Genomic DNA, 14,388 nt, shown 5'->3' with positions numbered 1-14,388 from the left:
AGGATTTCTAGCTGTCTAGCCTTACAAAACATCAATCTTTGGCTGAAGTGCTGCGGATTTCGTAGGCGGAACCTTCCTCTCCGAGCAGTCTTCCCGCAGTCGCACGGTGCAGCCGGGCCGCCGCCGGGTCGCCCAGCCGGTCGAGGGTGTCGGCCAGCCTGAGCTGCAGCGCTGCCTGCAGCCGGGCGTCCCCGGCCTGCCGCGCCCACTCGACCGCCTCGCGGCAGGTGTGCAGGGATTCCTCCGGCCTGCCGGCGTATTCCTGTACGCGGGCCACCTCGCTCAACGCCCGCGCCTGAGACGGGAGATCGCCGAGCCTGCGGTATCCGGCGGCGGCGGCCCGCCAGCTGCGCAGGGCCTCGCCGTACCGGCCCGCATAGGTGTGCGCGGTGCCGAGCCTCCCGTAGAGCCTTGCCTCGTCCGCCCGCTCGCCGCGCGTCTGGCGCTGGGCCAGCGCCCTCCCGTACCAGTCGGCGGCCCGCTGCCAGTCCCCGAGGTCCTGGTGGGCGGCGCCTACGGATTCCATCGCGCGGCCGGTCGCGTACGGGTCATGTGCCGCCCGTCCGGCGTCCAGAGCGGCCCGGTAGCGGACCAGTGCGTCCTTGGTACGGCCGGTCTGCGCATCCAGATCGGCGAGATTGAGCAGGGCCGCGGCCTCTTCCCGGTGCAGTCCGCGGCGCTGTGCGACCGAGAGCACCAGCTGGTGCAGACCGTAGAGCTCCGGCGCCGCCGCCTCGGTGCCGCGGTGTGCGGCCAGTGCCCGGACCAGGGCGGCGACCAGCCGTCGCGCCAGCGTGTCCAGATCGCCGTCCTCGACCGCCATGCGCGCCGCGGCCAGCAGCGCGGGCTGTCGCAGCCGAAGCCACTGCGCCGCGGCGGCCGCATTGGCGAAGCGCAGCGCGCGCGGCATCCCGGCCAGCTTCTTGACGGCAGGGGAGCCGTCCGGCTCGGTGACGGCACGGCAGGCCTGCAGCTGTCGTACGGTGCGCTCCAGCATCCGGGCGCGGGCCAGCTGCACCTCGGCCGGCCGGTCCTGCGCCTCCATCAGCGCGCGCAGCAGCGGCGCGAGGGCGCCCGGCACCTCGTACTGAACGTCCCCCGGCGCCGACGAGGGCCCCGCGAGTGTGTGCAGAAAACCGTGGGCCGCGAGTTCGTGCAGCGTCGTGCCGGCGGTCTGTACCGAGCAGCCGGCCAGTGCGGACGCGGTGTGGGCGTCTGCCGTCCCGCCCGGTGCGAGGGCAAGCAGTCGCAGCATCCCGGCGGCCGACGGCGGCAGCGATTCGTAGACGAGCCTGAAGGCGCGGGCGAGCGGACGGGCACTCGTGGGCTGCTCCCCCGCGTCCGGCAGGCCGCGCAGCCGCTTGGCCACATCGGCGACCGACGCCCGCGGCCGGGCGGCAAGCCAGCCGCCGATCAGGACCAGCGCGGCGGGCAGCCCGCCGCACTCCTCGGCGATGGACTCGGCGGCCTGCGGATCCACGGTGATCCGCACCGAGCCGGTGAAGGTGCCGAGCAGTTCGATCGCGGACTTGGCGTCCATGCCGCCGAGGGTGCACGGCCTTACATCGGGAATGCCGGTGAGCGGGCCCTGGGCCACGGCGACAACCAGGCAGTCGGAGTTGTCGGGCAGCAGCGGGTCGACCTGTTCGGCGTCCCCGGCGTCGTCGAGGAACAGCAGCGTGCGGCGTACGGCGAGCGCCTCGCGGACCATCTCGGTCAGCTCGTCCTCGTCCGCGCCGGGCGGCGATGCGATGGAGAGGGAGTCGAGCAGTGCGCGGGCCGCCTGTTCCATCGGGACCCGTCGTCCGCCCGGCTCGGTCAGCCGGGTGCGCAGTACCCCGTCGGGGTAGTCGTCGGCGAGTCTGCGCGCCAGTTCATCGGCGAGTGCGGTCCGGCCCGATCCCGGCCGCCCGGCGATGAGGAGCACCCGGGCACGCGGAGCCTTGCGGCCGGAGATGGTGTCCAGGCCGGCCCGTTCGATGTCGGCCCGCAGGGCCTTCAACTCCCGCTGGCGACCGAAGAATTGGCTGCCCGACGCACCGGCCTGGCCGCCCACGTCCACCGCCTGATCCGCCACGGGCCACGCTCCCGTCCAGTCCGCGCACGAGCCGAGCCCGCAGGGACTCCGCACGGGCGTTCCGAGCGTAGTTCACGCTCTGCTACGAACCGTGCGGAGCATGGCGGGGGCGTCGCCCGATCGGATCAGCAGATCGTCGGACCGGAGCGGATGCCGGGGGTGGTTCAGGCCTCGAAGGGGCGGGCCGGCCAGGGAGCCTCGGCCGGGCGCAGCGAGTCGAAGCCCTCGCCATTCAGTACGGCGGTCAGCGAGAGGACGCCCACGATCAGGCAGTTGTTGTGCAGATCGCCCGCGAGTGCACCGCGCACGAGCTCCTGGAGCGGTACCCGCGCGAGCTCCATGTCGGCCTCCTCCTCGGAGACCTCGAAGCGCTCCCCCTCGGCCTCCGACAGATCTCGGGCGAGGAAGATCCGTACGGCTTCGTCGCAGCCGCCCGGCGTGGGGTAGACGTCGGCCAGCACCCGCCATTCCTCGGCCTTGACGTGCGCCTCCTCGTACAGCTCGCGCTGTGCGGCGTGCAGCGGGTTCTCCCCGGGCACGTCCAGGAGGCCGGCCGGGATCTCCCAGAGCTTGTGGCGCACGGGGTGACGGTACTGACGCAGTACGAGCACACGGCCCGCGTCGTCGAGGGCGAGCACCGCCACCGAACCGGGGTGGACCTGGTAGTCGCGCCGTGCCACCGTGCCGTCGGGCATGACCACGTCGTCGGTGCGGACACTGGTCTTGTTGCCCCGGAAAGGCGTCGCGGTCGCGACGACCTGCCACTGCTCGGGCGTGTCCTTGATGGTCATGAAAAACGTCCTCCCGCCACGTACATGCAGAACCGGGGCACGCGCCCGCGGGGCCTTGTGCGGGGATGCCCCCAGACCCCGAGGCCCGGGCCCCGGTCAACCGTAACGCCTGTGCGCTACTTGGCCGTCTTGCGCTCCACCGCGGCCTTCACCAGACCGGCGAAGAGCGGGTGCGGACGCGTCGGGCGCGACCGCAGCTCCGGGTGCGCCTGGGTGGCGACCAGGTAGGGGTGAACCTCGCGCGGGTACTCGACGTACTCGACGAGCCTGTTGTCGGGGGACGTGCCCGAGAAGAGGAGGCCCGCCTTCTTCTCCAGCTCCGCGCGGTAGGCGTTGTTCACCTCGTAGCGGTGGCGGTGGCGCTCCTCGACATAGGGCTGGTCGCCGTAGACCTCGCGGACGATCGAGCCCTCGGCGAGCTTCGCCGGGTAGAGGCCGAGGCGCATCGTTCCGCCGAGGTCGCCCGCGCCCTCCACATAGGCCAGCTGCTCCTCCATGGTGGAGATCACCGGGTGGGCGGTGGCGGCGTCGAACTCGGTGGAGTTGGCCTCGGGGATCTCGGCCAGGTTTCGCGCGGCCTCGATCACGATGCACTGCAGGCCCAGGCACAGGCCGAGCAGCGGGATCTTGTTCTCGCGGGCGTAGGTGATCGCGCCGACCTTGCCGTTCACACCGCGGTCGCCGAAGCCGCCGGGGATGAGGACCGCGTCGACGTCACCGAGCTGCTTGGCGGCGCCGGCCGCGGTCTTGCAGTCGTCGGAGGTGACCCACTTGACCGTGACACGGGCCTTGTTGGCGAAGCCACCGGCGCGCAGCGCCTCGATCACCGAGAGATAGGCGTCGGGGAGATCGATGTACTTGCCGACCAGCGCGACCGTGACCTCGTGGTCGGGGTTGTGCACCCGGTCCAGCAGGTCGTCCCACGTGGTCCAGTCGACATCGCGGAACGGCAGGTCGAGCTTGCGTACGACATAGGCGTCCAGGCCCTCGGTGTGCAGCACCTTGGGGATGTCGTAGATCGACTTGGCGTCGATGGCCGCGACCACGGCCGCCTCGTCCACGTCGCACATCAGCGAGATCTTGCGCTTGATCGCGATCGGAACATCGCGGTCCGCCCGCAGCACGATCGCGTCTGGCTGAATACCGATGTTCCGAAGGGCGGCCACGGAGTGCTGGGTCGGCTTGGTCTTGAGCTCGCCGGAGGGGCCGATGTAGGGCAGCAGCGAGATGTGCACGACGAAGACGTTGTCCCGGCCGACCTCGTGGCGGACCTGGCGGACGGTCTCCAGGAACGGCAGTGACTCGATGTCGCCGACGGTGCCGCCGACCTCGGTGATGACGACATCGACGTCGTCGGTCGCCATGCGCCGGATGCGGTGCTTGATCTCGTTGGTGATGTGCGGGATGACCTGGACGGTGTCGCCCAGGTACTCCCCGCGCCGCTCCTTGGCGATGACCTGGGAGTAGACCTGCCCCGTGGTGACGTTGGCCGAGCCGTCGAGGTCGACGTCGAGGAAGCGCTCGTAGTGGCCGATGTCCAGGTCGGTCTCGGCACCGTCGTTGGTGACGAACACCTCACCGTGCTGGAAGGGGTTCATCGTGCCCGGGTCGACGTTCAGATACGGGTCGAGCTTCTGCATGGTGACTCGCAGGCCCCGCGCCTTGAGCAGCGCGCCCAGGCTGGAGGCCGTGAGGCCCTTGCCGAGGGAGGAGGCGACACCCCCGGTGACGAAGATGTGCTTGGTCGTCATGGATTTGGGCGGCATCGCCAAGAGGGGGCTCCCGTGGTCGCGAGGTGAGGTGCGTACCGGCGTGCCTTCCGGTCGTCCGGAGGGTGCCGTCGCTGCGGTTTCGGGGCCCCTGATTCGCACAGGACGGCCACCGGTCCACGGGGTACCAGGGTATCAGCGCCGACGGGAGACTGCTTCCGGCCACGCGTCGCCACTTGCGTACCCCGCTCACCAGGACTCACCCTTGGCTCACTCGTTCGGCTGAGTTGTGTTGCCGAGACGGGCGCGCAGATCATTACTGTGCGTCGTATCCTGCTCGGACACTCGCTCGCCGAGCGATGCAGAGGGGCGCGCGAAGCGCATCGAGCAGGGTGGTGGAGGGCGACGGGTGGGACGTCACATGACACCATCATCCGTCGACCGGAACACCGCGCTCGTCGACGACCCTTGACAGCAGTAAGCGCCCCGCGGGGCGGACGTGGCCGTTCGACTGGAGATGCACGTGGCCGGGCGCATCGAGGATTACGCACTTATCGGAGACATGCAGACCGCAGCACTGGTCTGCAGGGACGGAACAGCGGACTGGCTGTGCCTACCCCGCTTCGACTCGCATGCCATTTTCGCGGGCCTCCTCGGTACCGAGGAGCACGGTTTCTGGCGGCTCGGTCCCGCGCACTCCGCGGAGGCGGGGCCTCCGGCCGCCGACCGGCGTCGCTACCGCGGTGACTCGCTGATCCTCGAATCGGAGTGGGACACGCCCCGCGGCACGGTCCGCGTGACGGACTTCATGCCGCCGCGTGACGGCGCGCCCCAGCTCATCCGGATCGTGGAGGGCGTGAGCGGGCGCGTGCCGATGCGCTCCACACTGCGCATGCGCTTCAGCTACGGGCGTGTGGTGCCCTGGGTCCACAAGGTCGACGGGCGCACAGTCGCCGTCGCCGGACCGGACTCGGTCTGGCTGGACACCTCCACGGAGACGTACGGCAAGAACCTCACCACGTACTCCGACTTCACCGTCGCCCCCGGCGAGCGGATCGCGTTCACGATCAGCTGGCAGCCCTCGCACCACCAGCCGCCGGCGCTGCCGGACCCGGAGGGCTCGCTGGAGGCGACCGAGGACTTCTGGCGGGAGTGGGTCGAGCACTGCACGTACCACGGGCCCTACCGCGAGGCCGTGGTCCGCTCGCTGATCACGCTGAAGGCGCTGACCTACGCGCCCACGGGCGGGATCGTGGCCGCGCCGACGACCTCGCTGCCGGAGGAGATCGGCGGCGTACGCAACTGGGACTACCGCTACACCTGGCTGCGCGACGCCGCGATCACCCTCTCCTCACTGCTGCGCACCGGCTACCGCGAGGAGGCCCGCGCCTGGCGCGAGTGGCTGCTGCGCTCGGTGGCGGGCGACCCGGAGAACCTGCAGATCATGTACGGGATCGCGGGCGAACGGGAGCTGGGCGAGGCCGAGTTGGACTGGCTGCCCGGCTATGAGAACTCCGCTCCGGTACGCGTCGGCAACGGCGCGGCGCACCAGCTCCAGCTGGATGTGTACGGCGAGGTCACCGAGGCTCTGCATCTGGCGCACATGACCGGCCTGGCGCGCAACGACTACGCCTCGCTGCTCCAGCTCAAGCTGATCCGCTACCTGGAGAAGCACTGGGACCAGCCCGACGAGGGCATCTGGGAGGTGCGCGGGCCGCGCAGGCACTTCGTGCACTCGAAGGTGATGGCGTGGGTCGCGGTCGACCGGACGATCAAGCTGATCGAGTCCGGCGACGCGGACGGTCCCATCGAGCGGTGGCGCGAGATGCGTGACGACATCCACCGCGATGTCTGCGAGAAGGGGTACGACCCGGAGCGCAACACGTTCACGCAGTCGTACGGCTCCAAGGAGCTGGACGCCTCCCTGCTGCTGATTCCGCAGATGGGCTTTCTGCCGCCGGACGACAAGCGCGTCATCGGCACGATCGAGGCGATCCAGCGGGAGCTGGGCACGGAGGACGGTTTCGTCCTGCGCTACCCGACCGCGGGCGAGGACGCCGGTGTGGACGGTCTGGAGGGCGACGAGGGAGCGTTCCTGGCCTGCTCGTTCTGGCTCGCGGACGACCTGGCGATGATCGGCCGGGTGGACGAGGCGCGGCGGCTCTTCGAGAAGCTGCTCTCGCTCCGCAACGACCTGGGGCTGCTTGCCGAGGAGTGGGACGCGAAGCTGCAGCGGCAGGTGGGGAACTTCCCGCAGGCGTTCAGCCATGTCCCGCTGATCGACACGGCGCTGCGGCTGACGGCCTCTGGCGCGTACGGAGGATAGAGCGCGAGGAGCGCGGCACGAACGCGGCACGACGAAGAGCGCGGCAGGACCAGGAGCGCGGCAGGGCGGCTCGACCGATCATGTCCTCCTTGTCGGGACTACGATGAAAATGTCCTGTCGCGCCCTCGGAAGGGGGCCACTATGGCGCCCCATGACATCACGGAGGCCGCGCTGGCCGGTCTCCGCAGGGAACTGACCGGCGATGCGTACACCCCCGGTGATGCGGGGTACGACGACGCTCGCACCATCTTCAACGGCATGATCGACCGGCGTCCCGCCGTCATCGCCCAGTGCGAGACGGGACCGGATGTCGCCAGGGCGGTCCGCTTCGGCCGCGACAACGATCTGGAGATCGCCGTCCGCGGCGGCGGCCACAGCGTCGCGGGCATGGCGGTGACCGACGGCGGAATCGTCGTCGACCTGCGCCGCATCCACACCGTGGTCGTCGATCCCCAGTCCCGGGCCGCACGGATCGGCGGCGGCGCCACCATGAGCCATCTCGACCGGGCGACCCAGCCCCACGCTCTGGCGACCACCGGCGGGCGAGCGTCCACCACCGGGGTCGGTGGCTTCACGCTGGGCGGCGGATCGGGCTGGCTGGAGCGCAAGTGGGGCCTGGCCTGCGACAATCTCATCGCCGTGGAGCTGGTGACCGCCGACGGCGACACCGTCCACGCCAGTGCGGACGAGAACCAGGAGCTGTTCTGGGCGCTGCACGGCGGGGGCGGCAACTTCGGCGTGGCCACGGCCATCACCCTGCAACTGCATGCGCTCCCGGCGATGTCGATGGTCATGCTGCTGTTCCAGCCCGAGGCCGGACCCGAAGTCGTGCGCGCCTACCGTGACTTCATCGAGTCCGCGCCGGACGAGGTCGGCGGCGGCTGTCTCTATCTCACCGGGCCGCCCGAGCCGTTCGTTCCCGAGCACATGGTGGGCAGGCTCGTGCTCGCCGTGCTGGTGACGTACGCGGGCTGGGAGGAAGAGGCCCGTGATGTGAGCGAGCCGATGCTCGGTCTCGGCCACGAGGCCGAAGTCATCGCCGAACTGCCGTACGCGGACCTGCAGTGCATGCTCGACGACCCGCCGCTCATGCGTAACTACTGGTCCGCGGAGTTCATGGCGGGTTTCCCGGACGAGGCCGTCGACGTCTACTGCTCCCGCGCGGCCGACATGCCCGTACCCACCGGCACACAGCACGTTCTGTTCCCGATGGGCGGCGCGGTGGCCAGGGGTCCTGCCGACTATCCGGTGCCCTGGCGCGAGGCGCCGTGGGCCGTGCATCCCTTCGGAGTCTGGGAGAGCCCCGACGACGACGAGCGGGCAAAGCAGTGGGTGCGGGACGTACGCGCCGATGTGAAGCCCTGGTCGCTGAGCGCGACGTATCTGAACTTCATCGGGCAGGAGGGACAGGAGCGGGTGGTCGCGGCTTACGGCGAGGACAACTACAAGCGCCTGGCCGCGGTCAAGGCGGAGTACGACCCCGAGAACGTGTTCCGGCTCAACCACAACATCAAACCAGCGTCACCGAACGGGGCATGACGACTGCCCGCGGGGCCCTGGTTATGTGCGCGGACGCACCGGCCCCGGTAGCGTCCGCGTCGCCGGTCCGGCCCGAGTGAAAGCGCGAGGCGACAGTCAGTGGAGACCCAAGGTGGCATCACGGTGCAGCAGGCACTGGAACTGCCCGGACTGCGCGCCGGACTTCCGGAGGTCGTCGCCGGCGCGGACCGGCTGCAGCGGACGGTGCGCTGGGTGCATGCCGGTGAGGCGCCCAACATCGCCTCCCTGCTCAAGGGTGGCGAGCTCCTGCTCACCACGGGCATGGGGCTCGGCACCCGGCCCGCCGAACAGCGGGCCTCCGTACGCCGGCTCGCGGACCGCGGCATCGCCGCGCTCGTGGTGGAGCTGGGGCCGCGCTTCAGCCGGCTGCCCTCGGTGATCGTGGAGACCGCGCGGGCGGTCGGACTGCCGCTCGTGCAGCTGCACCGGGAGGTCCCCTTCGTCTCGGTGACCGAGGAGGTCCACACCGAGATCGTCAACGGGCACTACGCACTGCTGCGGCAGGCCGAGGAAGTGCACCGGCGTTGCACGGAGGTGCTGCTCGAAGGGGGCGGGGTGCCCCAAGTGCTGCGTATCCTCGCCGACTTCACCGCGAACCCCGTCTTCCTGGAGACGGCGGACGGACAGCTCCTGTTTGCGGCCGGATCCGATTCGGGACGGGCCGGGGCGGATCCGCTCCAGGTCTGGGACAGGCTGCGGAGCCAGCGTGCGGCACGGGAGTCGCCGCCGGCCGGGACGGTCCTGGTCGACGTCCCCGGCGGCGGTCAGGGCGCCGCGTCGGTACGCGCGCGGCTCGTCCTGCTGGCCGTCGGCTCCCCGCTGCTGACGGTGCACCGGATGGCGGCGGAGCGGGCGGCCGGGCTGCTGGCGGTCGTCCTGATGCAGGCCCGCCAGGAGGAGGAGCTGGCTGCGCGCGGCCGCGGCGACTTCCTGACGGACCTGGCGGAGGGCCGCATCACGGCGGAGGACGCGCCGGCCCAGGCGAAGGTCCTTGGCTTCAAGCCGGGCGAGGGACCGCTGCTGCCGGTCGTCATGCGCCTGGCCGCGGAGCTCTCGCCGTCCGGGAACTGGGCGTTGCTCGCCCGCGCGGTGCTGGAGGAGCTGTCGGCGGTCGGCGTACCGGTGCTGCTGGGCGTACGCCCCGTGGAGGGCCGGGTTCCGCTCCTGCTCGGCCTGCGCTCCGAGTCCGAACGCACGGCCGTCGCCGACCGGGTCGCCGCGGCGCTGCGGGCGGGCGTCGAACGAGCCGGCCTGGAACGCGCGGGCGCGCACCCGCCGGTCGTGGTCGTCGGCATGGCGGGCGGCTGGGCGGCGGCATCGGCCGGCCTGCGCCACGCCTCGGAAACGGCGACGGCGGCGCAGGGCCTCTCGGACCGTCCCTGGTACGACGCCCGCCGCCTGGACATCGACCTCCTGCTCTGGCGCCTGCGGGACCACCCGGACCTGTCGGCTTTCGTGGAGCGCGCGATCGGCCCCCTGCGCGACCACGACGCGTCCTCGCGCCCGCCGCTCCTCCCGACGCTGCAGACGTACTTGGCCCACGCGGGCCGCAAGGCGGAAACGGCCCGCGAGCTCCATCTGAACCGCCAGACGCTGTACAACCGCCTTGCCCGCATCTCGGAACTCCTGGGCACGGACCTGGACGACCCGCAGACGGTACTGGCCTTGAGCCTGGCGCTGAGGGCGAGACGGCACGTGGGGTGAGGCACGGGGTGCTGGGCGCCCGGTGCCGCGGGGTGGCCGTCGGGGCTGGATACGCCGCGAGGCCCGCCCGCCGGGAGGCGGCCTGTCCGCGCCGCGAAGCGGGCGCATGGGGAGCGTGGGGGCGTAGCCCCCGCGTCCCGCTTCCCCCTGCGGCCGGAGGCCGTCAGCTCGCGCCGCGAAGCGGGCGCTTCGGGATGTGGCGGCACCGAGCCGACGCGCCGGAAGGTGGTTGGCTCGCGCCGCGAAGCGGGCGCTTCGGGGGTGTGGCGGCGCCAACCCCCAAGTTCCCCCCTGGGGACCTGGGGTCCGCGCCGCGAAGCGGGCGCTTCGGGGGTGTGGGGGCGCCAGCCCCCACGTAACCCCAGGGGTCCGGGGCGGAGCCCCGGTTCGGGATGGGGGTACCTCCCACGGCCGCCAGGCCGTAGGGGGAGGGCGGGGTGGGGAGAATTCAGCGCCCCGCCACCACCTCGTCGTACACGCTCAGAACCTGCGCGATCGTCTCGTCCTCCGTCGGCCACGTCCCCGCCTGCACCCGCCCCGCCGCCGCCAGTTCCCCCCGTCGCCCCTCGTCCGCCAGCAGTCGTGCCACCGCGTCGGCCAGCGTGGCCGCGTCCCCGTACGGGACCAGTTCCGCCGCGTCGCCCACGAGTTCCGGGATGCCGCCGACCGCCGTCGCGACCAGGGGGACGCCCAGGCGCAGGGCCTCCTGGGCGAGCAGGGAGCGGGCCTCCCAGCGGCTCGGGAGGAGGGCGACGTCCGCCGCCGGGAGGAGGTCGCCGATGTCGTCCCTGCGGCCCACCAGCCGTACCGGAAGGCCCTCCGTCTCGATGCGGCGCTGGAGCGCACCCCGCTCCCGCCCCTCCCCCGCGATCACCACCAGCGGCATCGGGTCGAGGCCGCGCCACAGCCCTGCCGCGTCCAGCAGCGTCCCGTACCCCCGGTGCGGCACGAGGCTGCCCACCGCCATCAGCAACGGCCGGTCCACCGCGCCCAGTTCGGCCCGCGACTTGTCCGCGCCGCGGTCCGGACGCCCCCGCGGGGCGGGCGCCGCGACCGGTGCGAGGCGGGCGTCGCGCGCGCCGCGCCGGCGGGCCCGGTCGACCAGTTCGGAGCAGGTGCCGAACACAACCGCCGCCGCCCGAGCAGCCCTTCGCTCCAGCAGCCGCAGCACCTGACCGCGCGCGCCCTCGGCGTGCGAGCGGGTGTGCCAGGTGACGACGAGCGGCACGCGCTGCCCGCTGAGCGCCAGCGTGGCGCGTACGGCGGCGTGCAGCCCGTGCGCGTGCACGACATCCGCCTTCGCGCAGGCCGCGCGCAACGCCCCGATCGCCGCCGGATCGCTCCGCCGCGGTACGGCGGCGAAGTGCGCCCCGGCGCCGGGGAAGTCGTAGAGGTGCTTCAGTTCGGCGGGGGCGCACACCGTCACCCGCACGCCCCGCGCCACCAGCCCCGCGGCCAGCGACCTGACATGCGCGCTGCTGCCCGCACTGCCGCCGCCCAGCACCTGGACCGTACGCAGCTGTGTCACGCGCCAAGGATGCCAGCCCGCACGCACGTTCCGGCACTGTCGGGGTGTCGTTGACGTGTCCCGGCCGGGCGGCGCGGGGCGCGGTGTCACTCACATGGGTGATCCCGCGAGCCTGCTGACCTCGTCCCCGTACACGGCCGCAGCGATCAGGCCCGCCGCGTGAACGACAAGCCCGGCGCGGCCGTTGCCCGCGACGATCGCGGCGCCGAGTGCCGCGCCCAGGGCGTGCGCCCCGCTGTCGCCGAGCATGGTCCGCTCGCCCAGGTCCTCGGCGACGATCGCGGCGGCGGCTCCCATGGGCGCCGCGGCGAGCGCACCGGCGGTGCCGCGACGCAGCAGGCCGGGCGCGCCGATCCCGAGCACGGCGACGGCGGCCCGTCCCGGCGCGACGTCCACGAGGTTGACCAGGTGGGCGGTGCCTGCAATCACGATCCCGGCGAGGAGCTTGTCGACGGGCCGCTCCTTGAGCAGCGCCCCCGCGGCGAGCCCCGCCGCCCCGATGCCGAAGAGCTTCACGGCCCCGCTTGTCACCTCGCCGTGCCCCAGCGCGCTCAGGTGCGCCCTGAAGCCGCGTCGGTGGTCCCCCTTCAGGTCGTCGTACGCCCCGCACGCCCCCGCCGCGACCACCGCGACAGCGGTCGGCCCCGAAGCCGCCGACGCGGCCCCGACCGCGGCCCCGACCGCGGCGGCCGGCCCGGCGTAGAGGTCGACCGTGCGGCCCGCGTAGTTCTTGCGCTGCCACTGCGCGGGGTCCCCGGGCGCCCGTCTGCGCAGCACCTCGTACACGGACCGGGTCGCCCCGAAGGCGGTGGCGAAAGCGGCCGCGCGCCTCATCGACCGTCCGCCCGCGCCGTGGCGAGCAGTTCCTCGGCATGCGCCCGAGCCGTCTGGGAGTCCTCCTGGCCCGCCAGCATCCGCGACAGCTCGCGCACCCTGTCCTCCCCTTCGAGGACCGTGACTCCGGACCGGGTCACCGACCCGTCGTTGGTCTTCTCGACCAGCAGCTGCCGGTCGGCGAACGCCGCCACCTGCGGCAGATGTGTCACGACCACCACCTGCGCCGTCTTCGCGAGCTTCGCCAGACGGCGTCCGATCTCGACCGCCGCCTTTCCGCCCACGCCCGCGTCGACCTCGTCGAAGAGATACGTCGGCACCGGGTCGGTTCCGGCGAAGACAACCTCGACCGCGAGCATCACGCGCGAGAGCTCACCGCCCGAAGCCCCCTTGGCGATCGGCCGCGGCGGCGCGCCCGGGTGCGGGGCCAGCAGCAGTTCGACCTCGTCGACGCCGGAGGGGCCGTACGCCACGGTACGGCCCCCGACCTCGACGCCCTCCGGGTCCTCACTCTGGCGGATCTCGAACGACACGCGCGCGTGCGGCATCGCGAGCGAGGCCAGCTCCTCGGTGACCGCTTCGGCGAACCGCGCCGCCGCCTCCGTACGTGCGTCGGTCAACGCCTGTGCCAGGCCCGACAGTTCGCTGCGCAGAGCGTCGCGCTCGGCCGCCAGCTCCCCGATCCGGTCGTCGTCGCCGTCCAGCTCGGTGAGGCGTTCGGCGCTCTGTTCGGACCATGCGAGTACGGCGGCAATGCCTTCACCGTGCCCGCCGTACTTGCGCGTCAGCGCGGTCAGCGCCGCCCGCCGTTCCTCCACCGCGGCGAGGCGCAGCGGATCGGCGTCCAGATTGTCCGCGTACCCGGCGAGCTCTCCGGCCACATCGCCGAGCAGGATGGAGATCTCGCCCATCCGGTCGGCGAGCGCGGCGAGCGCCGGGTCGTGGGAGCGCACGGCGTCCAGTGCCCGTCCCGCGCCCGCGACGAGCGTCGTGGCGTCGACGCCCTCCGGATCCTCGGGATTGCCCGCCAGCGCGGCGTGGGCGACGGACGCGGCGGAGGCGAGAGCCTCGGCGTGCCCGAGCCGTTCGGCTTCGGCGGCGAGTTCGACGTCCTCGCCCGCGCGCGGCTCGACGCCCTCGATCTCGCTGAGACCGAAGCGCAGCAGATCGGCTTCCTGTGCCCGCTCACGCGCGCGCGTGGTCAGCTCGTCCAGCTCCACGGAGACGGCCCGCAGCCGCCGGTACGCGGCCGCGTACTTGGCATGCGGCCCGGTGACCGCGTCGCCCGCGTACCGGTCGAGTGCCTCCCGCTGCCGCGCCGGTCGCAGCAGCCCCTGCTGGTCGGTCTGGCCGTGTACGGCCACGAGCTCGTCGGCCAGCTCGGACAGCATGCCCACCGGCACGGACCGTCCGCCGATGTGGGCGCGCGAGCGCCCCTCCGCCGAGACGGTTCTGCTGATCAGCAAGGTGCCGTCGTCGAGTTCCGCCCCGGCCTCCTCGGCCCGCAGCGCGGCGGCGGCACCGGGGGACACGCTGATCCGCCCCTCCACCACCGCCGACTTGGCGCCGATCCGCACCAGCGCGGGGTCGGCGCGCCCGCCGAGCAGCAGCCCCAGGCTGGTGACGACCATGGTCTTGCCCGCGCCCGTCTCGCCGGTCACCGCGGTGAAACCGGGCGAAAGCTCGACGACAGCGTCGTCGATGACCCCGAGCGACCGTATCCGCATCTCCTCCAACACGGACACGACCTTACGAGGTCCGGGGCCCGCCGTGCGACGGACCCCGGGTCCCGATTCACTCTCCCGGGCCGAGACCACGTAAATCGCCGGGGGTTCGGGGGTTGCCCCCCGGAAGGACAC

Annotated in this window: 9 protein-coding genes; 3 read left to right on the top strand and 6 right to left on the bottom strand. The window is 72.4% G+C overall.

Going from position 1 to position 14,388, the window contains the following annotated elements; translation table 11 throughout:
• Window positions 1-31: 31 nt before the first annotated feature.
• From OHA61_RS31300 to OHA61_RS31290, 3 genes are all read right to left on the bottom strand, one after another.
• Window positions 32-2,077 (bottom strand): tetratricopeptide repeat protein, encoded by a 2,046-nt coding sequence (locus OHA61_RS31300; RefSeq protein ID WP_406305859.1) that lies wholly within the window; start codon window positions 2,075-2,077, stop codon window positions 32-34.
• Between the two features lie 164 nt (window positions 2,078-2,241).
• Window positions 2,242-2,868 carry an NUDIX domain-containing protein gene (locus tag OHA61_RS31295; RefSeq protein ID WP_406305858.1) on the bottom strand — a complete coding sequence of 209 codons (627 nt, stop codon included), beginning with the start codon at window positions 2,866-2,868 and terminating at the stop codon, window positions 2,242-2,244.
• Window positions 2,869-2,984: 116 nt separating this feature from the next.
• The gene (locus OHA61_RS31290) at window positions 2,985-4,634 is read right to left on the bottom strand and encodes a CTP synthase (protein ID WP_406305857.1); all 1,650 of its coding nucleotides are present in this window, start codon (window positions 4,632-4,634) and stop codon (window positions 2,985-2,987) included.
• Window positions 4,635-5,100: 466 nt separating this feature from the next.
• Here OHA61_RS31290 and OHA61_RS31285 point away from each other — a divergent pair, with 466 nt between their 5' ends.
• The 3 genes from OHA61_RS31285 to OHA61_RS31275 all read left to right on the top strand — a co-directional run bounded on the left by OHA61_RS31285 (window position 5,101) and on the right by OHA61_RS31275 (window position 10,167).
• Window positions 5,101-6,903: a glycoside hydrolase family 15 protein gene (locus OHA61_RS31285; protein WP_406307548.1), complete on the top strand. Its 1,803-nt coding sequence runs from the start codon at window positions 5,101-5,103 to the stop codon at window positions 6,901-6,903.
• A 141-nt stretch (window positions 6,904-7,044) separates the two neighbouring features.
• A complete protein-coding gene (locus tag OHA61_RS31280) occupies window positions 7,045-8,442 on the top strand; it encodes an FAD-binding oxidoreductase (protein WP_406305855.1) in 1,398 nt (465 codons plus the stop codon).
• Between the two features lie 99 nt (window positions 8,443-8,541).
• Window positions 8,542-10,167 (top strand): PucR family transcriptional regulator, encoded by a 1,626-nt coding sequence (locus tag OHA61_RS31275; protein WP_324976259.1) that lies wholly within the window; start codon window positions 8,542-8,544, stop codon window positions 10,165-10,167.
• 448 nt (window positions 10,168-10,615) lie between these two features.
• Here the strand turns inward: OHA61_RS31275 and OHA61_RS31270 are convergent, their stop codons facing one another.
• The 3 genes from OHA61_RS31270 to recN all read right to left on the bottom strand — a co-directional run bounded on the left by OHA61_RS31270 (window position 10,616) and on the right by recN (window position 14,256).
• Complete coding sequence (locus tag OHA61_RS31270; protein ID WP_406305854.1) at window positions 10,616-11,695, bottom strand: glycosyltransferase family 4 protein; 1,080 nt, start codon at window positions 11,693-11,695, stop codon at window positions 10,616-10,618.
• 90 nt (window positions 11,696-11,785) lie between these two features.
• Window positions 11,786-12,529, bottom strand: a complete 744-nt coding sequence (locus tag OHA61_RS31265) for a hypothetical protein (protein ID WP_406305853.1) — start codon at window positions 12,527-12,529, stop codon at window positions 11,786-11,788.
• Window positions 12,526-14,256: a DNA repair protein RecN gene (gene recN, locus OHA61_RS31260; protein ID WP_406307546.1), complete on the bottom strand. Its 1,731-nt coding sequence runs from the start codon at window positions 14,254-14,256 to the stop codon at window positions 12,526-12,528. The genes OHA61_RS31265 and recN overlap by 4 nt, the downstream gene beginning before the upstream one ends.
• Window positions 14,257-14,388 lie beyond the last annotated feature (132 nt).

It is taken from the genome of Streptomyces sp. NBC_00885, from assembly GCF_045207475.1.
In the GTDB taxonomy this organism is placed as follows: domain Bacteria; phylum Actinomycetota; class Actinomycetes; order Streptomycetales; family Streptomycetaceae; genus Streptomyces.
Note: the sequence above shows the minus strand (reverse complement) of the source record. Positions and strands in the feature narration are given on the sequence as shown.